The organism is Paenibacillus sp. E222, assembly GCF_013401555.1.
Taxonomy (GTDB): Bacteria; Bacillota; Bacilli; order Paenibacillales; family Paenibacillaceae; genus Paenibacillus.
The window spans coordinates 529,488-551,957 of sequence record NZ_CP058552.1 but is presented as its reverse complement, the minus strand read 5'-3'; the positions used below and the strand labels follow the sequence as shown (position 1 = coordinate 551,957).

Annotated in this window: 24 protein-coding genes; 19 read left to right on the top strand and 5 right to left on the bottom strand. The window is 47.3% G+C overall.

The window, feature by feature from the left end; genetic code table 11:
* Positions 1-2: 2 nt before the first annotated feature.
* From HW560_RS02385 to HW560_RS02375, 3 genes are all read left to right on the top strand, one after another.
* A complete protein-coding gene (locus tag HW560_RS02385; RefSeq protein WP_179261882.1) occupies positions 3-1,280 on the top strand; it encodes a suppressor of fused domain protein in 1,278 nt (425 codons plus the stop codon).
* 228 nt (positions 1,281-1,508) lie between these two features.
* Complete coding sequence (locus HW560_RS02380; RefSeq protein ID WP_179261880.1) at positions 1,509-1,712, top strand: hypothetical protein; 204 nt, start codon at positions 1,509-1,511, stop codon at positions 1,710-1,712.
* 44 nt (positions 1,713-1,756) lie between these two features.
* Positions 1,757-2,197 (top strand): hypothetical protein, encoded by a 441-nt coding sequence (locus HW560_RS02375; RefSeq protein WP_179261878.1) that lies wholly within the window; start codon positions 1,757-1,759, stop codon positions 2,195-2,197.
* A 103-nt stretch (positions 2,198-2,300) separates the two neighbouring features.
* On the opposite strand, the gene HW560_RS02370 is transcribed toward HW560_RS02375, so the two are convergent.
* A complete protein-coding gene (locus HW560_RS02370; protein WP_090904236.1) occupies positions 2,301-2,582 on the bottom strand; it encodes a transposase in 282 nt (93 codons plus the stop codon).
* Positions 2,583-2,977: 395 nt separating this feature from the next.
* Here HW560_RS02370 and HW560_RS02365 point away from each other — a divergent pair, with 395 nt between their 5' ends.
* The 9 genes from HW560_RS02365 (at position 2,978) to HW560_RS02325 (ending at position 10,677) form a co-directional block, all read left to right on the top strand.
* Complete coding sequence (locus tag HW560_RS02365; protein WP_017690840.1) at positions 2,978-3,166, top strand: hypothetical protein; 189 nt, start codon at positions 2,978-2,980, stop codon at positions 3,164-3,166.
* Positions 3,167-3,399: 233 nt separating this feature from the next.
* Positions 3,400-4,161 carry a type I methionyl aminopeptidase gene (gene map / locus HW560_RS02360; protein ID WP_179261876.1) on the top strand — a complete coding sequence of 254 codons (762 nt, stop codon included), beginning with the start codon at positions 3,400-3,402 and terminating at the stop codon, positions 4,159-4,161.
* Positions 4,162-4,741: 580 nt separating this feature from the next.
* Positions 4,742-5,794: a cytochrome c oxidase subunit II gene (coxB, locus tag HW560_RS02355; protein ID WP_090904238.1), complete on the top strand. Its 1,053-nt coding sequence runs from the start codon at positions 4,742-4,744 to the stop codon at positions 5,792-5,794.
* A 71-nt stretch (positions 5,795-5,865) separates the two neighbouring features.
* Entirely contained in the window at positions 5,866-7,716 is a 1,851-nt protein-coding gene (gene ctaD / locus HW560_RS02350) for a cytochrome c oxidase subunit I (RefSeq protein WP_371129195.1), read from the top strand.
* Positions 7,713-8,339, top strand: coding sequence for a cytochrome (ubi)quinol oxidase subunit III (locus HW560_RS02345; RefSeq protein WP_090904240.1), 627 nt, complete (start codon positions 7,713-7,715; stop codon positions 8,337-8,339). The genes ctaD and HW560_RS02345 overlap by 4 nt, the downstream gene beginning before the upstream one ends.
* Positions 8,340-8,342: 3 nt before the next feature.
* Entirely contained in the window at positions 8,343-8,663 is a 321-nt protein-coding gene (locus HW560_RS02340) for a cytochrome C oxidase subunit IV family protein (RefSeq protein ID WP_076290536.1), read from the top strand.
* A 106-nt stretch (positions 8,664-8,769) separates the two neighbouring features.
* The gene (gene ctaG, locus HW560_RS02335; RefSeq protein ID WP_090904241.1) at positions 8,770-9,693 is read left to right on the top strand and encodes a cytochrome c oxidase assembly factor CtaG; all 924 of its coding nucleotides are present in this window, start codon (positions 8,770-8,772) and stop codon (positions 9,691-9,693) included.
* 36 nt (positions 9,694-9,729) lie between these two features.
* On the top strand, positions 9,730-10,194 hold the full coding sequence (locus tag HW560_RS02330; protein ID WP_024632131.1) for a DUF420 domain-containing protein: 465 nt from the start codon (positions 9,730-9,732) through the stop codon (positions 10,192-10,194).
* Between the two features lie 111 nt (positions 10,195-10,305).
* Entirely contained in the window at positions 10,306-10,677 is a 372-nt protein-coding gene (locus HW560_RS02325; RefSeq protein ID WP_090904242.1) for a hypothetical protein, read from the top strand.
* 109 nt (positions 10,678-10,786) lie between these two features.
* Here HW560_RS02325 and HW560_RS02320 read toward each other — a convergent pair whose 3' ends face one another.
* Positions 10,787-11,104 (bottom strand): hypothetical protein, encoded by a 318-nt coding sequence (locus tag HW560_RS02320; RefSeq protein WP_179261874.1) that lies wholly within the window; start codon positions 11,102-11,104, stop codon positions 10,787-10,789.
* A gap of 164 nt (positions 11,105-11,268) precedes the next feature.
* On the opposite strand from HW560_RS02320, the gene HW560_RS02315 reads away from it, so the two are divergent.
* The 7 genes from HW560_RS02315 (at position 11,269) to HW560_RS02285 (ending at position 18,786) form a co-directional block, all read left to right on the top strand.
* Positions 11,269-12,075 (top strand): hypothetical protein, encoded by an 807-nt coding sequence (locus HW560_RS02315; RefSeq protein WP_179261872.1) that lies wholly within the window; start codon positions 11,269-11,271, stop codon positions 12,073-12,075.
* Between the two features lie 92 nt (positions 12,076-12,167).
* On the top strand, positions 12,168-12,557 hold the full coding sequence (locus HW560_RS02310; RefSeq protein ID WP_179261870.1) for a GntR family transcriptional regulator: 390 nt from the start codon (positions 12,168-12,170) through the stop codon (positions 12,555-12,557).
* Positions 12,558-12,577: 20 nt separating this feature from the next.
* On the top strand, positions 12,578-13,474 hold the full coding sequence (locus tag HW560_RS02305; protein WP_179261868.1) for an ATP-binding cassette domain-containing protein: 897 nt from the start codon (positions 12,578-12,580) through the stop codon (positions 13,472-13,474).
* 20 nt (positions 13,475-13,494) lie between these two features.
* The gene (locus HW560_RS02300; protein ID WP_090904353.1) at positions 13,495-14,397 is read left to right on the top strand and encodes an ABC transporter ATP-binding protein; all 903 of its coding nucleotides are present in this window, start codon (positions 13,495-13,497) and stop codon (positions 14,395-14,397) included.
* The gene (locus HW560_RS02295) at positions 14,390-15,685 is read left to right on the top strand and encodes an ABC transporter permease (RefSeq protein WP_179261866.1); all 1,296 of its coding nucleotides are present in this window, start codon (positions 14,390-14,392) and stop codon (positions 15,683-15,685) included. Before HW560_RS02300 ends, HW560_RS02295 begins: the two co-directional genes overlap by 8 nt.
* Positions 15,686-15,867: 182 nt before the next feature.
* Entirely contained in the window at positions 15,868-17,091 is a 1,224-nt protein-coding gene (locus HW560_RS02290) for a TraB/GumN family protein (protein WP_179261864.1), read from the top strand.
* A 465-nt stretch (positions 17,092-17,556) separates the two neighbouring features.
* Complete coding sequence (locus HW560_RS02285) at positions 17,557-18,786, top strand: family 8 glycosyl hydrolase (protein ID WP_179261862.1); 1,230 nt, start codon at positions 17,557-17,559, stop codon at positions 18,784-18,786.
* Positions 18,787-19,040: 254 nt separating this feature from the next.
* Here the strand turns inward: HW560_RS02285 and HW560_RS02280 are convergent, their stop codons facing one another.
* Genes HW560_RS02280 through HW560_RS02270 form a run of 3 tightly spaced genes read right to left on the bottom strand, consistent with a single transcriptional unit; the run spans position 19,041 to position 22,463 of the window.
* Entirely contained in the window at positions 19,041-20,366 is a 1,326-nt protein-coding gene (locus HW560_RS02280) for a 6-phospho-beta-glucosidase (RefSeq protein WP_179261860.1), read from the bottom strand.
* A 55-nt stretch (positions 20,367-20,421) separates the two neighbouring features.
* Complete coding sequence (locus HW560_RS02275) at positions 20,422-21,414, bottom strand: N-acetylglucosamine kinase (RefSeq protein ID WP_179261858.1); 993 nt, start codon at positions 21,412-21,414, stop codon at positions 20,422-20,424.
* Positions 21,415-21,449: 35 nt separating this feature from the next.
* The gene (locus tag HW560_RS02270) at positions 21,450-22,463 is read right to left on the bottom strand and encodes a LacI family DNA-binding transcriptional regulator (RefSeq protein WP_179261856.1); all 1,014 of its coding nucleotides are present in this window, start codon (positions 22,461-22,463) and stop codon (positions 21,450-21,452) included.
* Between the last annotated feature and the right edge of the window lie 7 nt (positions 22,464-22,470).

Here is a 22,470-nt window from a genome sequence, read left to right as displayed (position 1 = left end):
TTTTGAAAATTTGGAGAATGTCTGAAGTTACAGATGGGCAAATTCTTGATGTTGTAAAGGATGGAGGAATGCTCGAAGAACTCAATAAAGGTATTTCGTTGATTAATGAATGGAAAGTTATACAGATGAGATTGAAGTACGAAGGTGACTCTACTCAGATTTACAGTATATCTAGTCATCTATCAGATATGATTTTAAACCAGCATGCAGCTATTGAGTTGAGAGAATTTCTGGAGAATAATGTGGAAGTTTTACCTGTTATTTATAAAAATGAAACACATTACGTAATGAATGTACTTAACATTTTGGATTGTATTAATTTGGACAAGTCTATTGCTAATAAATATGGAGGATTCGAAAAATTAGAATTTATTGAAGAAAGGGTCAGTGGACAGCATATTTTCAAAACGATCTTCTATAACTATGAAATCACTGAACATCCAATCATATCAAGTGCAACCTATGTCTCGGATGAGTTCAAACAACGTGTAGAAGAAGCAGGTCTAGAGGGATTTGATTTTGACCTAGCTTGGTCAAGCGAACCTGAAGCATACGTGGAACGCAATCCACGGATTCGAGTAACGGATCGTCAGGATGCAGAGACACATATCAGCACATTCTATGGACCTATTCATAATATGATTCCCGCGGAGTCGAACGATGCAGGCGATCCTGAAATCTACATAACCGAACCTACTGCTGCGGTACCATATCAAACGCTGGTTTCATTTGGGAACAGTTACTTCCGGGGGATGACGCCAGCTTCACTGGATACCGGATATGCAGAAATTGTAATGCATTTACCAGTGGATGCACAGTTGACGAAAGAAAACTGGGAGAATCGTCCGCTCGGCTGGGTCGTACCTATGATGCGGCACTTTGTGAAAGAAATCATGCAGCGTGGATATTTTACAGGACAGTGGCTTGTCTTCCCCAACCAAAGTGAGGAGGATCTGGCGGATACATATCGGGAGATGTTTAGTGAGACAGGAGTACCTGCACATACAAAAATCCTACCGTATGACGACAGTACCACCTACTGCGGAGTCATGATCGTTCCACCGCTACCTCAATGCCCAGAAGCGTTGAACATGCCGTACCGGGATGAAGGTAAGGAGATGGAGGGCGAATGGCCGATCTATTTCCATACATTGCTGCCCTTGTACCGGGAGGAGATCATACACTTTTTTGAGAAAGGCCGAGATTCGCTGATCACCAAGTTGATGGCCAATGGTGTTGAGGCAGTATATCAGTGGGATCGGCAAAATAGTTGTCTGTAGGCAAGTGTACGTATAACAGATCGATCGTGGTCAAATGACCAATGGGATCGGTCTGTTTTCTTGTTGAAAAGCATTGTGAATTACCTACAGTTTATATCCCGTATGCCGCGAAAGTAGCCAAGTATGGTACATGATGCCTGAACCTGGTGCGAAGCTGAAGCACTGGAAGCCGAGATCCATCGTTCCTTTGACATGATCCAGTCTGCGTTCGACCAGAGTCTGGCCAGTATGGGAGAGAGCGCGCTGAAGGAAGCGCGGCTGAAACGAAACTGGGATGCACGTGAAAAGGGTAAACGAGATGGTGTAATCGAAGAGGGGAAAAGCCTGCTTAGTATGGTCGGTGATGTGGCTGACCTGGCATTTACAGGGATTGTCGGAGGTGACAAGCCCAGGGATTATACAGTTTATATTGGGTGGTGTTTCCACTTATAATACTACGTTTATTGTTATTTGCTGTTATAGGCGGTATCTATGTATTGTTAATCAAAAGCATGCGGAATGAGATGCAGCGAGTATTCTACATCGCAGATAATGAAGCTTCGGAGACAGCTGGCAGTGAGGCAGTGTTATCTCTATTATTGAAGGCCGAGATGGAAGGTCTTTTTGCACAAACGGCTGAACAGGTTGCGGAATATCAATATAACAAAGAGCTGTATGAGGAGTTTAGAAAACGGATTTCTGCCGTTCCAACTCAGGAAATTCTTCGTATTCAGCGGATACAGGAAATGAATGATACTCAAAACCGTACCTACCATCCTCCAATGAAGAATCGCATCGAATTGATACGTGAGCACTGGGCGATGATTCCTGCGTATCAGCCGGATGCTGCTAAAGAACGAAGAATCAATGAGGAGTTTCGACAGCTGGAACAGCGTTCCCAGAAAATTCTTCTTAACGATCTAAGGGATGCAAGTTAACTCTCTGTATTCTCAATTGCATATAGTATAGAAAACAGGGCAGCACCAACCAATGATTGGTATGATGCGCCCTAGTTTTAAAGTGATTTATTGCGTTTAGAACTTAACGGTCGCCACGCTGAAAATGTCTACGTGGATGTGTGGTCTTGCCAATCTTATCGGTGTCATTCTCTTTAGGAACCAAACGCTCGTCAGTACGACCATCGTGATGGTTGTCAAAAGCGAATTCCGTCAGTTCCCATTCTGTCTTGCCGAGAACGGGATCGGCCGGGAAGTGTTGTCCGCGATGCAGATGTTCTTCTTGTCCGGCTTCGTTGGTATATATTCCGTCCACTTCCACCTTTTCATGCGAAAGGGGCAGCATTTCTTTATCCTTTTGATCCATAAAACAACGCCTCCTTGATCCCAGTGTTTTAACTGTATGGGTTGTCCGTGATAATATCCCCCGAATAGTTCAGTGTTATGCTGGATATATTAGTTCCGTATAGAAGTATCGTATTTGTAAAAATAATTCGGAATTAAACTTTTTGGGCATAGAAACCGTTATAAATATTAGGTAAGATTGTCAAGTCGTAAGATACTTCCGAATATGCTACAATAAGATTATGATTCAAACCGAATCATATCGGGTATTTATAGTGTCAGGTACTTGCTTAAGCAAGGGTTCCCGACCTAAAGCTTGCTTTGAGCCGCGCACACAACTTCATGAATGGCATTTAAGACTTATTCGGCATTCTCTAAACGGAGCATTCACTTTCAACGTTTTGGGAGGGAATTACAATGGCAACGAAAGGTCACAATGAGGTCAAAGAAAGTTTGAGGGAAATGACTCGGATTTTCCGTCCTAAAGATCCAAAAAAATTCGTGAAGGAGTACGTGAGAAAATACCGGATTACGGGTGGATACGAGGAAGAATTGACTTCTGTGGTTGAGCATGAGCTTGTCAAGATGGATTCTTCCGTGTCCTGAAACACACACAACTCTGATTATACTGTTCCGATATGAATAGAACCGTCTCCCGGGCTTTAAGCTCCGGCAGACGGTTTTTTTTGTTCTGAAAATAATATGTACATACTTGCAATGGGTCACCCGCTTACCTAAAAGAAAACCGAATAAGCAGCATAAGCTTTGTTCCATTTTTGGGGGCTTTGTTCCTTGCCTGCTGCATATACATGGAAGTACACATATGGCAGGAAGGATGAATGCATGTGGACCCTATTTTAAAAACAAAAGAAGAGATCGGCTACATGCGGGAAGCGGGACGAATCCTGCGAAGCTGTCACGAGCAGATTGAAAAATGGCTTGCCCCCGGAGTGACGACAGGAGATATTGACGAGCGGGTGGAGGCTTTTCTGGCTGAGAGAGGAGCTACACCTGAGCAAAAGGGGTATAGAGGTTATCCTTACGCTACATGCGCTTCAGTTAATGAAGTGGTTTGCCACGGCTTCCCTGATGACCGGAAATTGGCCCAAGGGGATGTAGTGACTATTGATATGGTGGTGAACAAAGACGGCTGGCTTTCCGATTCTGCATGGACGTATGGGATCGGTGAGCAACGAAGGTCCATCAGCAAGCTAATGCATCGAACGGAAAGGGCACTTCATAAGGCGATAGCACAGGCCGTGCCAGGAAATACGCTGGGGGATATTGGAAACGCGATTGAACGGACAGCAAGGCTGTATCGTTACGGGATTGTGAAGCCTCTTATTGGTCATGGGATCGGTCAATATATCCATGAACCACCAAACGTCCTCCCTTACGGGAAACGCAGAACAGGTATGATGCTGACAGAAGGCATGGTCATTACAATTGAACCCATATTTACAAAAGGCAGCTCTGGAGCGGTTGTATGGGATGAGGATGGCTGGACGGTGAGAACGGCGGATGGAAGCTGGGGCGTTCAGTATGAGCATACGGTAGCCATAACAAATGATGGTCCCCTTATATTAACTGACGGGACTTAGATGCTGTATCTATGGGAAGCTGGTAAGAGCGTGTGTAATGGTGTCCGGGATGTTCAATAGGTTCAGGCTCCATGCCGTTTGGTTCTAAAAGGGAGCGGTATGGAGCTTTACTGCGGCTTCCAGTAGTTGTAAGAGAGACAACCTGGTGCATGCTTTTCTGTTTTGCATAATACTGCATGTTTTCAATGTGAGAAATATCGGCAAAAAAATCAATTTCATCACCGAAATTTGGCAAAAATTTTCAAAAGTAGAGAGTAATATTTTTAAGTGAAATCGGTTACAAATCAAGTTGTGGTGCGGTTTTTTACATATAGTGAACAATTTGTGAACATGTGTCCAAAGATTGACAAAATCATACCCTCAACTTATATTTAATAAGTGATTGAACCATATAGAATGAATTGGAAGAATGCGCAGACATGCCCTTAGCAGGAAATGACGGGAGTGGTGGAAGCGTTATTTTTGTAAGCATTCTGTATGTCGGACAGGATTACGTGTATCGTGCTGAAATGGGTTAAATTGAGTTTATTTCGGGCGACAACGGCAATCTACGAAAATGTTAAAAAAGTGGGGTAGATCAATGATGAAACAGTGGCAGGTTGCAAAGCGAATTCTCCCCTTGCTGGCGGTGTTCTCTTTGCTGCTATCCGCATGCGGGCGGGAAGACTTGTCGGTAATGAAACCTCAGGGTCCTGTGGCGCAAGGCCAATATGATCTGATGAAGCTGTCCATTACGATTATGATCGTGGTGCTCATCATTGTATTTGCTATTGCTGCGTATGTGTTGATCCGGTTTCGCAGACGAGCCGGGCAGAATGAAGTGCCCGAACAGGTTGAAGGCAATTTCAAGCTGGAAGTAATATGGACAGCCATTCCGTTGCTGCTCGTTATTGTTCTGGCAGTACCGACGGTCAAAACGATTTTTGCCCAAGGCGAAGATCTGTCCAACGACAAAAATGCAGTTCAGGTCAAAGTCACCTCGCATCAGTACTGGTGGGAATTCACTTATCCTCAATATGACGTAACCACCGCTCAAGACCTCATCATCCCGACCGGAAAGAAAATCGCATTCGAATTGAAAACCGCTGACGTGCTTCACTCCTTCTGGGTGCCGTCACTTGCGGGTAAAATGGACACAAACCCGGATGGAACGCTTAACAAGTTCAGTTTCTCGGCGCCAAATGAAGGCGTTTACCGAGGTAAATGTGCTGAATTATGCGGCAGATCGCATGCCTTCATGGAATTTAAGGTAAAAGCGGTCAGTCAGGAATCCTTTGACAAATGGGTCAATGAAATGAAAGCCCCGGCGGTACTTCCGGAAGATACCCAATTGGCTGAGAAGTTCAAAACAAACTGCCTTTCTTGCCATGCAGTTGGGGATCAGGGTGGACCAGTTGCGCCTAACCTTACAGGTATCGGTGGCAAGCAATCCGTGGCAGGTATTCTGCTGAACCAGGGCGAAGGCCAGGAAGACGGTAATCCGGTGCTGGACAACATGAAAGAATGGCTCCATGATCCACAATCCGTGAAGCCGGGCAATACGATGCCTAATCCGAAAGACCTTGGACTCACAGATGAAGAAATCGACGGAATTGCCGAATATCTGGCCAACTACAAATTGGACTATGAATAGAACAGCAAGGACGAAGAAGGGGGTACACAACCTTGGCTCATGCTCATAGCGTCAAGCGTTACAGGGGCTTGATGGATTGGATTACCACCGTCGATCACAAAAAAATCGCCGTTCTCTACTTAATTGCGGGTGGATTTTTCTTTGGAATCGGCGGCATTGAAGCCATTTTGATTCGGATTCAGCTCATGAAACCGATGAATAATTTTGTGTCGGCGCAGGTCTTCAACGAATTGATTACGATGCACGGAACAACGATGATTTTCCTTGGTGTCATGCCTATTATTTTTGCCGTAATGAATGCCGTTGTGCCTTTGCAGATTGGGGCACGGGACGTTGCTTTCCCTTTTGTTAACGCGCTGGGTTTCTGGACATTCCTGTTTGGCGGACTGCTCTTGAACCTGAGCTGGTTGATGGGAGGGGCACCGGATGCCGGATGGACTTCGTATACGCCTCTCTCTGGCAGCGAGTACAGTGGGACGCACGGTGTGGATTTCTACACTATAGGACTCCAGATCGCCGGTCTAGGGACACTCATCGGGGGCATTAACTTTCTCGCCACCATCATTACGATGCGTGCGCCGGGAATGTCCTATATGCGGATGCCGATGTTCACCTGGACCACATTTATTACATCAGCCATCATCCTTTTTGCATTCCCTGCCATAACGGTAGGACTTGTATTGTTAACGTTTGACCGTATACTGGGAGCCAATTTCTTCGATGTTGCAGGTGGCGGTAACCCGGTACTCTGGCAGCATATCTTCTGGATCTTCGGGCACCCGGAAGTATACATTCTCATTTTGCCAGCATTTGGTATTATTTCTGAGGTTATTCCAACCTTTGCACGTAAAAGATTGTTTGGTTACAGCTCCATGGTGTTTGCAACCATTCTGATTGCCTTTCTGGGATTCATGGTATGGGCGCATCACATGTTTACGACAGGTCTGGGAACCGTCGCTAATGCATTGTTCTCGATCTCAACCATGCTGATTGCTGTACCAACAGGGATCAAAATATTTAACTGGCTCTTTACGATGTGGGGCGGACAGATCCGTTTTACGGCAGCAAACCTGTTTGCTGTTGGATTCGTTCCAACCTTCGTTATGGGCGGGGTAACTGGTGTCATGCTGGCCTCTGCGCCTGCGGATTTCCAGTTCCATGATACGTACTTTGTTGTCGCTCACTTCCATTACGTTATCGTTGGTGGATTGGTGCTAGGTTTGTTCTCGGGGCTACATTACTGGTGGCCGAAGATGTTCGGTCGTGTTCTGAGCGAAACGCTCGGAAAGTGGACGTTCTGGACGTTCATGATCGGTTTCCAATTAACGTTCTTCGTACAGCATTTCCTTGGATTGATGGGGATGCAGCGCCGGATCGTTACATACTTGCCGAATCAGGATTTTGACCTGCTTAACCTAGTCAGCTCCGTTGGTGCATTCCTGATGGGTGTTGGGGTTATCCTGTTCCTCGTGAACATCGTGATCACAACGAGAAAACCAGCAGACGCACCGAATGATCCGTGGGAAGATGGCCGTACGTTGGAATGGTCGATTCCATCTCCACCGCCGGAATACAACTTCAAGCAGACGCCTCTGGTACGTGGAATCGATGCGTATTGGAAGGAAAAGATGGCAGGACATACGGAGATGACACCAGCTGAACCTGTAGGTTCGATCCATATGCCGTCAGCGACGCCGCTGCCGTTTGTTATGTCCGTCGGTATATTCATTGCTGGACTTGGTCTCATGTTCAGCAAGGATGATTTTGGCAATGCGTTTATGAACGGATTGTTCAACAATTATATTGTGGTCATTATTGGCCTTCTGATTACATTTGGTGCGATGGCGCTGCGGTCACTTTACGACGATCATGGCTGGCATATTGAACCGGAGGATCAGGATGAGAAGGGGGTTAGAACATGACAACTTCACATGCCGAACCGGTAGACGGCAAATTGCCGCATGAGCCGGAGAAAGCAACGCTGGAAGGACGCAACAAGCTTGTCGGCTTCTGGTTGTTCCTTGGCGGCGAGACCGTATTGTTCGGAACCCTCTTCGCAACCTTTTTGGCCCTTCGTGGGCAAACGAATGACGGACCGACGGCAAATGAATTGTTTCATCTGCCCCTCGTGGCTGCCGCAACTTTTATTCTCTTGGTCAGCAGTTTGACAAGTGTATTTGCCATCCAGGCTATGCATAAGGGCAAGCGCAATGCTCTTGCTCTCTGGCTTAGCATCACCGTTGTACTGGGTCTCGGATTCCTCGGTCTGGAAATTTACGAGTTCTATGAATATGTGAAACATAAAGAGTTCGGCATGACCACAAGTGCATTCAGTTCAGCGTTCTATACGCTGGTCGGGTTCCACGGAGCTCACGTTGCATTCGGTATTATGTGGATCGGGCTCATTATCGGTCAACTGTTCAGAAAAGGATTAACGGTCGTAACTGCACCTAAAGTATACGTCTCCGCAATGTACTGGCACTTTATTGACGTGGTCTGGGTGTTTATCTTTACGGTCGTGTACCTGCTCGGAAAGGTGGGGTAACACATGTCGGTACAGGATAAGAGTGATCAGCAGCCTGTGAAGCATCGTCACCGGGCGGAAGGTCCACAGAAACACGTTGTTGTTTTTATCTTCTCGATCGTCCTGACGCTCATTGCGTTCGCGGCTGCCGCCGCGGGAGGAGTTAATACGACCTTTACCATTATTATATTGGTGGTTATGGCGATCCTGCAGGTGTTTGTACAGCTCGGTTACTGGATGCACTTGAAGGATAAAGGGCATTTGATGCCGATCCTGTTCATGTGCTTCGGATTTTTCGTAGCTTTTACGTGCATCATTATGGCACTCTATTGGGTTTGGTGGTAAAAGAGATGGCGGCGGCGCAGTGTCGCCGTCTTTTCCCCTTTTAGGCGAACCGATCGGTCAATGAATTCAGGCAATAACCAAAACAGGTCACGGGGAGGTTTCCCGTATGCTCGGGTTGCAATATTTTAGTTTCAACGATTTATGGAGTCCACTTATTATGGCATTGTTTCTGCTCATTGCCGCAGCTTATCTGGTGCTCGTTGGTCCGTTCAGTGAGCGAATCAAGGGGGCAGATCAGGCCACAACTGCACAGAAAATGATGTTTATTACAGGGCTTACGGTGCTGTATCTTGCACAAGCAGGGCCATTCAATCTGCTGGGTCATGTGATGTTCAGTTTCCATATGGTGAGTATGGCTCTGTCCTATCTGGTTGCGCCACCGCTACTGATGAAGGGATTGCCCCTTTGGGTATGGCGCGGAATCATAAGGTGGCTGCCGACACGGCAGTTATCTTTTTTGACTCATCCAATCGTGGCGGCTGTGCTGTTTAACGGGTTGTTCTCGTTATATCACCTGCCCGTAGTACATGATTACGTGATGTTAAACTTTACGGTTCACCGTTTGTATTACATTGTACTTTTCATTACTTCCATGCTGATGTGGTGGACGCTGCTCAATCCGTTGCCGGAAGGCAGACAAGCGTCGGGGCTGTCCAAGATTGGATTTATTTTTCTGAACATGGTGCTTCTGACACCAGCCTGTGGACTGATTATCTTTGCTTCCGAACCCTTGTATGCGACCTATAGCAATCCCGCCGTATGGGCTGAGGCGATGCGGTATTGTGTGTCCGGGGATTCTACGGCGTTGCTGCGATCGTTCGGTGGACCGGCGTTCTTCAACTTCCTGTCCTCTGCCAAGGAGGATCAGCAGGTGGGCGGTATTTTGATGAAATTTATACAGGAAGGCATCTTTGTCTCCATGCTGGCGTATGTCTTTTTCCAATGGTACCGCAAGGAAAAACGGGAAGATGATGATGATCCATACCCTGTAGAGAAAACGGGAGGACCGCTTAATCCTGCAGCGAAATAACACAAGTTTTGTTTGGACAAGAGGGGGAAACACACGATGGATATGTATTTTCTGCTACCCACGATCAGTACTTCTTTCATTGTGATTAGCGCGGTGCTGGTTGGAATTGGCTGGGTGCTAATTATCCGTGGCAAACGGGAGGCGCACCAAACCGCGATGATTGCAGGGGCCATTGCTGCCCTTCTGTTCTTTGTCATTTATATGTCTCGTACCATCTTTGTCGGGAATACGGCTTGGGGCGGGGATCCGGAGATGGAGATCTTCTATCGAATATTTCTGATCTTTCATATTATCCTTGCCACGGTGGCAGCGGTCTTCGGGATTTCCACTTTAGTGCTTGGTTTCAAAAAGAAATTCAAGACACATCGCCGCTGGGGGAGATTCACATCCATGATCTGGTTTAGCAGTGCGATCACAGGCGTTATTGTATACGTTCTGTTGTACTTGCTGTATCCTGGTGGGCACACACGCCCGGTATGGGAAGTCATCCTGGGTGTTTAATGCGATGAATTAAATTCTTTGAAAATATGAAAATGGATGAATCCATCCGTTGATTGGTCCAAACTTCCTCTCGTATTCATTCATAGAATGAGTTCGAGAGGGGGGAAACAAATGAAAAAAACAGTCCATGTAAGTCAAACGTATCCACGCCTTACGGTGTATTCAGAAGAGGCTTATCGCGGAAGAAGCAGGGTATATCGTGGTAACACGGGTCTCCGTAATCTGGACAACATCCTGGGAGGGGTAGAGAGCCTGCGTTTTTTCTCGACAAGTTTGAATGCAACGTTGGTTGTGTTTACGCGACCTAACTTTCAAGGTGGGTTCCGCGTCTTTCGTGGGAATACCAATTTGAGAGATTTGGATGATCTGATCCGTGGCAATGATGTGGAATCCCTGATCTCCACCAATCAGCGATTGACTCTGGAGGAGATTCGTGAAATCCGTAGAAATCGGACTCTGCCGAGTGGCTACGATCTCGTTTAAGGATTAGACCTCTTCTGTATTTCAGGTGCCGGGAAACAGGAAAGAGCTGTTCCGAATTGTGTTCGCACAATATCGGATACAGCTCTTTTTTTGGTTTGAGGAGTTAAATTCAATCTCCACCACCGCCGCCACTGTCCCCACCGCCACTATCTCCACTGCTGTCGTTGCTGCTGTGATGGTGATTAGATCCCGAAAAAGGATCGCTGTCATGATGCTTGTGATCGTGAAAATGTTTGGAATGATGAGTGTAGGAGTCATCATTGGTCATGACCGGGTATGCCGGAGAAGAGTCGGTGTAGCCGCTGTTACGCTGTACACGATGTCTGCCTTTTTTGGTAGCGTGCCGTTTGGGTTCGTCTCGAACAATGAGCCAGATAACCACGATAAGGAAGAGGAGCACAAACCCGATCTCAACTAGCCAATCCATGAGTGAATCCATCCTTTCTATTTATCTCTGTAGTATCTCTATAAGTTGAACAAATGACATTACAATAAATCACTGTACGTTCAGAATCAAGTTTTATTTTATCGTATCTCTAACCTGAATCCTATCCAAACTTCCTGATTCAGGAAAATAAGGGGTTGACGGGAATGAGGAACGGTCTGTATACTGTGTATAATGATATATACAGTAGGCACAGTGATCAAAGTGTTCCAATGAATGATGGAAAGGCAGGCAATGATATGAACGAATGGAAGCAGGCTTGGTGGCTGACCCGTAGCGAGATGAACAAGGATAAGCTCCAATGGCTGTGGACCGCAATTTTTATGATATACACGGGCAGCATGAGCGGTGTGTTGTTATTAGGACAACAGAAGACAGATTTCATTAATCCTGTTGTAGATACTTTCTTTTTGATCATGGTGCCATTTCAGGGATTTGTGTTCAGCAGGCGTTCCTTCCGTTACATACATGAGGATTCCTATACACAGATGTTAGCCTACTATCGCAGACTTCCCATTCCGAACGAAACCGTGATGTGGTCGAGACTTCAGCAGTCTCTGATGGCGTTTACGTATAATGGTATCTTTTTCTATGGATCACTGTATGTGGTTGGGTTGCACGAGGAAGGATTCCGGTGGGATCAGTACCTGGCTTTTGGCATAACTTGTACAGGTTACGGGCTTCTCATGACAGGCTTATATATTTACGGAGAGTTTCTGCACAGTGGTAAAAAATATTTGCTTCTCAGTTCGCTGTTCTTGCCGCTTACAATCATCATATCCTTGCTGATCCGAACGTCGGGCAGTTACGGATTTTCGATTGTAATTGATATGAGTAAATCATGGGGGCTGCTTTCCCCGATTATGTGGGTTGCTTTGGTGGCTGGCATAGCAGGATTATGGCTTTTCAGTCGATTGACGCTTAAGAAACTTTCCACTCGGGATTTGAGTTAAGGGTATGAGGGATGAACACAAAAATGAATACAGGATGAAACCGGCACGGACAGGTAACAGGCTGGAGTGTACCGGAGGGCGAGGTGCAAGATGTGAAAATACCCATTCAAATTAATGAAAATAGCGCTGAACCTTTATACCACCAAATTGAAAATCAGTTGAGATCGTTAATTGTTACGGGTCAGTTGGGGGAGGGAACACATTTGCCATCCATTCGCGAATTCGCCGGATCACTGAATTGCAGTGTTATAACGGTTAGACGGGTCTATCAGGATCTGGAGAATGAAGGGCTGCTTCGTACGAAGCAGGGGACGGGTACATTTGTGGCCCAGGTAGAAGCCGGCGACAGAGAAAATTATAGATTGAAGGCCGCACAGGAAGCGATGCAGGCAGCGGTGCAGTCCGGAAAATCGGTAGGATGTACGGAAGAAGAACTGGAGAGTCTGTTCCGGGAAGTCCTGAAGGCTGTTTACTCGAAGTGAAGTGAGGGAGTGATTCATACATGGAGCCCATCGCAGTTCAGTTGAACGGCGTATCCAAAATGCGAAAACGCAGAGTTATTGGTCCAATCGATCTGACCATCCCGGAAGGGTATGTAGTTGCTATTCTCGGTCATAACGGTTCAGGTAAAAGCACACTTCTTAACATGCTACAACAAGTGGTACTGCCAGATGCAGGACAGATTATATGGTTTGGGAAGGAACATGGGGGGCCTCTTCCCATTGAACTGAGACAACAGATCGGTTTTGTGGCTGACAACGCTGGGCTCGAAGAGAACCGGATAACTGCACAGGAAGCAGCTAATTTTCGGGCCTACTGGTACCCGCGTTGGGATATGAAGTTGTTCGACCAACTGATTCACGATATGGAAGTACCTGTTGATGTGAAGCTGAACAAGATGTCCAAGGGTGAACGGCGGAAATTCGAGATCGCTGCTGCAATCGCAGCTCGCCCAAGACTATTGCTTTTGGATGAGCCTTCATCAGGGCTGGACCCCTTTGCCTGGAAAGTGATGATTGAGCAGTTCCGTACCTTCATGGCGGAGGGAGACACCACGATTCTGATTGCCACACATATTGCGGATGAAGTCAAAAGGCTTGCAGATTACATCGTATTGATGCACCGGGGTCAGTCGCTGGGGATAGCCGAGAAAGATATGGTGCTCGATCAGTGGAAAGAAGTCTGGTATGAAGGAGACTTGCGACCAGAGAGTATCCCCGGTGTTGTGGAATCTTCTTTGGAAGAGAGGGGTCTGGTCCGCGTCATTACAACCCGAGTCAGCGAAGCGCAGGAAAGGCTGGAGCTGGCAAATAACCGGGTATTGAAAATCCGCAACTTGGAATTGGATGAAGTCTTGGCATTCTGGATTGCCGGGTATGCACCCGTACAGTGGAAATAACCGAAGGGAGACGATAAATGATGAACCGATTGGAATTGAAGCAGGTAGTCAAGCAATACGCAGACAAAACGGCAGTTAATGGTGTGACGCTTAATGTACAAGAAGGGGAGATTTACGGTCTGCTCGGAGCCAACGGTGCTGGTAAAACAACAACGATGCGTATGGTGCTCGGATTGATCCATCCGGACGGAGGGAATATCCTGTACAACGGCAAGCCCTACAACACGGAGTTGCAGCAGATTATGGGCTATCTTCCGGAAGAGCGCGGTTTGTATCCGAAGGTGAAGGTCAGTGAGCAGATCAACTATCTGGCCCGTCTGCGCGGCATGAATGGAAAGGATGCGGATCAGAGCCTGAAGTATTGGTTGGACCGATTCGAAGTGCCGGAGTATTACGACAAAAAGATTGAGGAACTATCCAAAGGGAATCAGCAAAAGATGGGCTTTATTGCCGCAGTGGTGCACAGACCGCAAATTCTCATTCTGGATGAAGCCTTTAGCGGACTCGATCCGGTCAACGTGGAATTGCTGAAATCCACGGTGAAGGAGTTGCGTGATGAAGGCACAGCCATTCTGTTCTCGACACATCGGATGGAGCACGTTGAAGAATTATGTCGTCAGATAACCATTCTGCATCGCTCCAATACGGTTGTGCAAGGAGAGATCAAGGAGATCAAGAGCCGTTATCCACGTGAGCATGTATTCCTGAGCACCACGGGTAATGTGGGCGGTCTGGAACAGCTGCCGGGTGTGAAAAAGGTAGAGCAAAATGAGCGTGGATACCTGATCCATATTGGTCAGATGGAAGCAGCTCAGGAAATTCTGAGAGCAGCCATGGCTCAGACGACCGTTGAACATTTTGAAATCAAGGAACCAACGCTTAACCAAATCTTTATTCGTGAGGTAGGTGAGTCGAATGAATAAAATGGGGACAATTATCGGATTTACGTTCAAAAACAAAGTAAAAACGAAGTCTTTCATGGTAACGACTATTGTACTTGCACTTTTAATTACGATTGGACTCAATATTCCATATTTCATTACCCTATTTAATGGTGGTCCCATCGGTGGAGGCTCGAGCACAAATCCGGTGAAGATCGGTCTGCTGAGCACGGGACAAACGGAGGTAGCTGAGAAGCTGGAGACATACTCCTCCGCACAAGGAAATGAAGCATACCACTTTGTTTCGGACGCGAGTAAAGATGAAGCGGCCCTCAAAGCCGATGTGGAGTCGGAGCTTTTGGATGGGTACCTGAAGTTTGAACCTGTTGCTGGGCAAGACTTCCCACAACCTGTCTTGTATTCAAGCGAAGATATCTCCCCGCAGGTTATAGCACCTATTGAAGCTGCGCTGCAAATTGTGAAGCTTGATGTCGTGGTGAAGGATACACTCACGGCGGAGCAAAAACAGCTCATCAGCACGCCGGTAAAACTGACAGAGCAAAGCCTTGATTCTAGCCAAAGTGGAGCTGCTGCGGAGTCGGAAGGTACCATGAGTGGCATCAACTACATTGTGGTATATCTGCTCATTATCCTGTTGTTCACATCAACGATGATGACAGGGAATATGATTGCTTCCGAGATTACAGCTGAGAAGAGTTCGCGTATTATGGAGATTTTGATTACGAGTGTATCTCCGCTCAGTCAGATGTTTGGTAAAATCATCGGTATTTTCATGGTAGGTTTGCTGCAAATCGGTATTTTCGGTGCAGTAGTTGCTGGCAATATGCTGCTACCGCATAACCGTGATGTATTGAGCGATTTCAATATGAATCTGAGTGATGTGAACGTCGCAGTCATTGTATATGGACTTATCTTCTACATTCTGGGTTACTTCCTGTATGCGGTGATGTTCGCAGCCATTGGTTCCATGGTGAGTCGGACAGAAGAACTGGGTCAGGCCGTGCTGCCAATTACGATGTTGTCCCTGGTGTCCTTCTATATCGCGATCTTCAGTATTGCTACACCGAACATCCTGTTATTGAAAGTAGCAAGCTTCATTCCGTTCACATCGCCAACGGCAATTCTGGTTCGGATCGGGGCAGGCGTTGCGCCAACCTGGCAGATCTGGACGTCCCTGGCCATTCTCGTGGTATCCATTATGATCTTCGGTTGGCTCGCAGCGAAAATCTATCGTACAGGTGTGTTGATGTATGGTAAACGCCCAACCTTCAAGGAATTGTTCAAAGCGATGAAGGCGTATAAAATCTGATTCAAATTTACGGAGGTAGTAAGTAGTAGTCGTGTAGTAGGTCGTGGTGTTTTGATGTCTCAGTAAAATAATTGAATGGGAGCAGGTGCTGCACTAAAGAAGTCGGTGTGGCACCCATCTCTAATTTTTCTTCTAGTGAACATATCTTTTCATTATTTCATTCTTAAAGGAGAATACATAATATGAAAAACTGGAAACGCATGCTCTTGTCTCTAACTATTTCGGTCGGTTTGCTTGCATCCGCAGTGCCGACGACTATGGCCTCTCCTCAAGAGACATCGGTAAAGGTGAATGACGAAACGGTTGAATACACCGCAGGTGCACCGATTAACAATAAAGGAACAACACTTGTTCCGCTTCGTTCCACGCTGGATGCGATGGATGTGAAGCTGACGATAGCAACAGATGATACAATTACAGCCGTCGTTAACGGCAAGACGATTACTTTGAATAGCAAGCTTACACGTATTAATGGCGTAACATATGCGCCGATTCGTATTGTAGGGGATGCAACTGGTTATGAGGTCCGTTGGGATGCTGCTGCACGCACAGTGCTGCTGGTTTCCAAAGGTGGCGAAACAGAAACTGTTCAAACCGGTGGACGTGGCTTCATGTGGGAAGTCGAAAGCAACGGCAACACCGTGTACCTGGTAGGTTCTATGCATATTGCGGATGAAAGCTTTTATCCATTGCGTAAGGAGTTTGAAGAAGCCTTTGCCGAGGCAGATTACCTAGGCGTAGAGATCGATATCAGCAAAGCAGCTGAAGAAGCGCAGCAGAAGATTGTTCTGGATATGGGCTCGTATCAGGATGGCACAACACTGAAAGATCACATCTCCAGCGAGACGTATACTCAACTGGGCGATATTTTGAAGAAGAATGGATTGGAAGCGAACGCACTGGATACCTTTAAGCCTTGGGTGGTGGAGAGCACGTTAGCCAGTCTGAAGTCTATGAAATCTGGTTATGAAGCTTCTGCGGGGGTTGATCTGTATTTCATTCAGAAGGCAATCGAGCGCAAACTTCCGGTGATCGAGCTGGAATCCTATGAATCTCAATTGGGAATGTTCAATGACTTCTCCAAGGAGCTGCAAGAAAAAACATTGAAAGCGACTTTGGACAATTTCGATGTGTTGGATGACAGCGTGAACCAAATGGCCGAAATGTGGAAAACAGGGAATGACGAGCAACTGCTGGAGCTGACGAACAGCTTTTCTGATGATGAAGAGTACAACAAAGCAATGCTCACTGATCGTAATGTGGGAATGGCTGACAAGATCGATGGTTACCTGAAAAACGGCAAAGGGGAAGAGTACTTCATCGTAGTTGGTGCAGCGCACTACTTGGGCGATCATGGGATCGTGAAATTGCTGAAAGATAAAGGATATACAGTGGTACGAAAATAAAAGAATTATAGCTCCTTTTATGGGAGCCTGGTATTCTCCCCTCATGGTAGACAATAGATAGTGAAAAAAGAGATTAGTAAAATCCCCCTCAAGCACTGGAAGAGGGGGATTTTTGTATGCCTGTGAAGAAAGGAGTACTGTTCCGTCCGTGAGTAAGGCTGGATGTACAGCTGGATTATGGAGAAAATTAATTAGGGTAAGAAAACGGTGGTCTCTGCCAAAATGTCGAATCAGGACTTTAGATTCAATCTCGGAAATGTCTATTTACAAATATTAGAAGAACAATTAAAATAAATGTAAGCGTTTTAAAAATTAAAGCGCTTTAACTTTTAGATGGAGGTGATTGTGTCTCTGGATGCCAAAAACGAATCATGGTTTCTCCATCAAGATGCTGCACTGAATTTTCGGCTTAAAGGTTATGTCATGGATCAAGACCCATTTGGACCTAAAAAGGAGCGTAATTTTATGAGAAAAAACAGGAGATTTTCGGTTAGCAGCAAGGCTGTTATGATGTGTTGTCTCGCTTTTCTTCTGATTCCGGCGGGCTTTGCCTTCGCCGCTCCAAACAAGCCATTCCCGCAGCACACAACATATACCAGCGGTTCGATCAAGCCGAACCATGTTACGCAAAATGCGATGGACAGCGCCGTGAAAGCGAAATGGGACAGCTGGAAATCAGCATATTTGAAGACAGCAGGCACAGGCAAGTATTATGTGAAATATCAGTCCAACGGGGATACTGTATCTGAAGCTCACGGGTATGGAATGCTGGCAACGGTTCTAATGGCTGGTTATGACAGCAACGCGCAGACCTATTTCGACGGACTTTATCAATATTATAAGGCTCATCCGAGCGCCAACAATTCGAAACTGATGGCATGGAAACAAAACAGCAGTTTTCAGAACATTGAAGGCGCCGACTCGGCCACGGATGGAGACATGGACATTGCTTATTCGCTCCTGCTTGCGGACAAGCAGTGGGGGAGCAGCGGCAGCATCAACTACCTTCAGGCCGGCAAGGACATCATCAATGCCATTATGCAAAGTGACGTGAATCAGTCTCAATGGACGCTGCGTCTTGGCGACTGGGCAACGGACAACACCTACAAAAATGCTACCCGTCCATCAGACTTTATGCTGAATCACTTGAAGGCGTTCCAGGCTGCAACGGGTGATGCCAGATGGGCGAACGTGATCGACAAAACCTATACCATTATCAACTCCTTATACAACGGGTATAGTTCATCAACCGGATTGCTTCCAGACTTCGTCGTTCTGTCGGGTTCAACGTACAAGCCGGCTTCAGCCGATTTTCTGGAAGGGGCCAACGATGGTAACTACGATTACAACTCGTGTCGTACGCCTTGGCGGATCGCAACGGATTATCTGATGACGGGTGACAGCCGGGCGCTCAATCAGCTCAGCCAAATGAACAGCTGGATTACGACCAAAGTAAGCGGCAACCCTAGCAGCGTAAAGGATGGTTATAAACTCAACGGCACGGTTACAGGTTCCGGTGGCAGCGGCGCGTTCTATGCACCGTTTGGTGTCAGCGCTATGACCTCGTCCACGAACCAAAACTGGCTGAATTCCGTATGGACCAAAACGGCGGGTAGCTCCAATGAAGGCTACTATGAAGACAGCATCAAGCTGTTCTCCATGATCGTGATGTCCGGCAACTGGTGGACATACTAAACAACTTGAAATGGATTGATTGCTCATATGCAAGCAGGCAGGGAGATTAGCTCCCAGCCTGCTTTTTAAATGGAAGGAGAGCTAGAAGAATGATTTAATGATGGATTTGAGTAAGCGATATAGATAGGAGAATGCCTAGAAACAACAAACCGCCATAGCTCAGGAAATCCTGGGATATGGCGGTTTCGTTTAGTGTGAAAGCACGTCTATTGACGTTTCTCTTATGGTATCAGGACGAATGGATGATAGCCGAATTATGCATTAGCTGCAGATTCAGTAAAGAACTGCGGCAAATATTCCTTGTTGGCTTCGAGCATTTCATCCAACATCTGAATCGCCACTTCGACCGAAGGGACCAGAGGATGATGGGCCAATGCCTGTATGGCCAATCCACGATCGCCGGTCACGGCAGCATCAATGGCGAGGCGCTCATAGGTTTTAACCGCATGGATCAGTCCAACGGCCATTGGAGGAACCTTGGTTAACGGCAGGGGCAGCGGGCCGGTTTTGGTGACCACGCAGTTGACTTCAATGCTGGCATCATCCGGTAGGAAATCAATAATGCCTTGATTGGCTACGTTCAACGTCTGAATGTCATTCGTTCCGTTGTACAGTGAGCGCATCAGGTTTACGGCTGCTTCGGAATAGAAGGCGCCGCCTCGCTGTTCCAGCTGTTTCGGTTTATCCTTAAGGTCCGGGTCATTATAAAGCTCGAACAGTTCTTCTTCGACACGTTTAACTACTTCCGCACGGTTGCCGCCTGTTTGTAAGGATTCCAGCTGCTCTTCAAGCATGGCATCAGTCATATAAAAGTATTTTAAATAATAGGAAGGCAGGGCATGCAGGGATTGCAGGAACTCCGGATTCCACTCCCGAGCAGGCACGTTCTTGGCGCTGTACCCGGCCGTATCGGCCAGCATGTCATCTAGTTTGTCTTCACCGTTCACATCGATACGCGTAATCCAGTGCAGATGGTTCAGGCCGACAAACTCGGCATAGATGCGGTCCGCTTCTACGCCGTATTTGGCCGAAGTCTGCTTGATTAGGCCGATCGGTGCATTACAGAGACCAATGCTTTTAACGTTGGAATACTTCAGAATGGCTTCCGTGACCATACCCGCCGGATTCGTAAAGTTCAGCAGCCAGGCATTAGGAGCGAGTTCTTCAATATCACGGCAGATATCAAGCAGGACCGGAATCGTCCGCAGCGCCTTCATCATGCCTCCGGGACCAGTGGTTTCCTGACCGATCACGCCGTATTTCAGGGGAATGGATTCATCGCGGCCACGGGCGTCAAGCATGCCGACACGCATTTGAGTGCTGACGAAGTCCGCACCCTTGATGGCTTCGCGGCGGTCAAACGTCAGATGTACTTCAATGGGCAGACCCGATTTCTCCACCATGCGTTTGGCCAAGTTACCGACAATATTCAGTTTGCGCTGTCCTGGCTCAATATCGACCAACCACAGCTCACGTACCGGAAGCTCGGCATGGTGAAGGATGAACCCCTCAACGAGCTCCGGAGTATAGGAAGATCCACCACCAATTACCGCTATTTTTAGCCCTTGTTCATATGCCATTTTTGCACACTCCAGTCTTATAAGAATTATTTATGATGACAGTGTTTACTGACGTTTATCTTGTGGTTTGCTTAATATGTTCGAAGTCACGGAAAGTGCGCATTTTGTTATACACATCCTGGCTTACCGCATGTCCGCTCGCATCCATAGCAGACCATAAGGCACCGACAACAGGCTCGGTGGCCAACGTTACGATGGTCGCATTCTTAGCGACGGTTGCAACAGTCTGTTCAACTTTGCTGCGAATCCAGCCGCGATCTCCCCTTGTTAGCAGACTTCCTGCCAGGACTACGTCAAAAGTATCCTTTTCCATTTCAAGTTTGTGGATTACCGCAGCCGCTGATTTGCCAAGCTCTACGCCTTGGCGGTTCAGAATCTCCAGGGCTACAGTATCGTCCTCTGCGGCAGCTTCAAACAGCAGCTTCGCTGCATGGACAGGCACATGTTTGCCGTGATCCTGATAGTCATCGAACATATCGCTGACACTGTTATACCCAAGAAAGTTCAACAGCAGGGGAGTCAGGAGCGTTGGCTGCTCACGACCGTCCCAAGAACGGATGACAGAGCGGAACACCTCAATATTGAGGGAACCGCCACCGCCGAAATCACCGTACATATAATCAAAACCGCCGACCTGCACATGTTCTCCTGCCGGATTGCGGCCAGCGGAGTTGGTGCCTGTGCCGCAGATCAGTGCGACCCCGTAAGGTCGGTTCGTACCTGCGCGCAGGCTGATCATGGTATCACAGTTAATCGAGTAATTCTGGGTGAATCCGATTCCCTGAACCAGAGGGTGCAGGATTCGGTAATCTACTTCCCGGTCTGCTCCTGCAAGTCCAAAATAGGTGTGGGAGACTTCATGAATCTGCAGTCCTGCCTCGTTCAGGGCTCCTTCCGCGGCTTCTCGTATGCTTTGCGCGGCCAAGGCGCGGTCAATCTGGTGATTGCCGTTGCCGCCCATGCCTTTGCCAAGCACATTGCCGCAGTCATCGGTCAGCAGGGCGTATGTTTTTGTTCCTCCCCCGTCGATTCCCAAGTAGTAAGCCAATGGTCGTCACTCCTATATATAAGGTTATATTATTTTTATCCAGTCGTACTTTTGGTTGGTGATCCAGATCCAGTAGATTCTCTCACGATGAGTTCAGGGTCGATCTTTACATTAGCCCCGCGTTTCATCGTACCCTCCATGCGTTTCAGCAGCATATCTGCAGCAGCAATCCCGATGCGGTCGGCAGGCTGCCGGACCGTTGTCAGATGGGGGTGCAGCTTGGATGAAATATACTGATCGTCATAGCCGACGATAGCTACCTGTTCAGGCACCTTGATGCCTTCTTCCATGAGGGCGTTCACGACCCCAAGCGCGATATGGTCATCGCCCGCGAACACCGCGGAAGGAAGGCGTCCCTCTCGCAGCCATTTGCGGCAGATGTCATAACCAAAATCGATTTCGAAATCACCTGTAATCATGTCGAACGGTGCCAGGTCTTTTTCCTTGAGTGCATCCAGAAAACCGCTGCGGCGCTCCCTCGTACTGCGGAACATGTTCTGTCCGCTTAAGTGCGCGATGGAGGTATGGCCGAGATCAAGCAGATGCTTCGTAGCGGCATAGCCGCCTTTGTAGTTATCGATGGTTACCGAAAAAGCATCGTTCTCCGGCTTCTGATTGTCGATGAGCACATAAGGAATATTGCGTCGCTTCAGTTCCACAATGTAGTTATCCTCTTCCATCGGGGAGAGCAGGATCAGACCGTCCACCCGGTCCTCCTGGATCAGGTAATGGTTTTCATCAGAGCCAATGCCGGTAGAGACCGAGACGGCAAGAAAATAGCCGTGAAGTGCAAGCACTTCGTTCAGCTCTTTAACGACGGTGTCGAAGAAGGAGTCCTGAAGAGTGGTCATGATCAAACCGACGATTCCTGTCTTGCCGCGAGCTAAACTCCGCGCAGCAGCGTTAGGATGGTAATCGAGCTCCTTGATGGCCTCCAGAACCTTTTGCCTATTTTTCTCTCGCACGGATTCGGCACCGTTTAAAACGCGAGAAACCGTCACGACGGACAGTCCTGATTTCTTTGCAACATCAAATATACTAACCTTCATTGTTTAC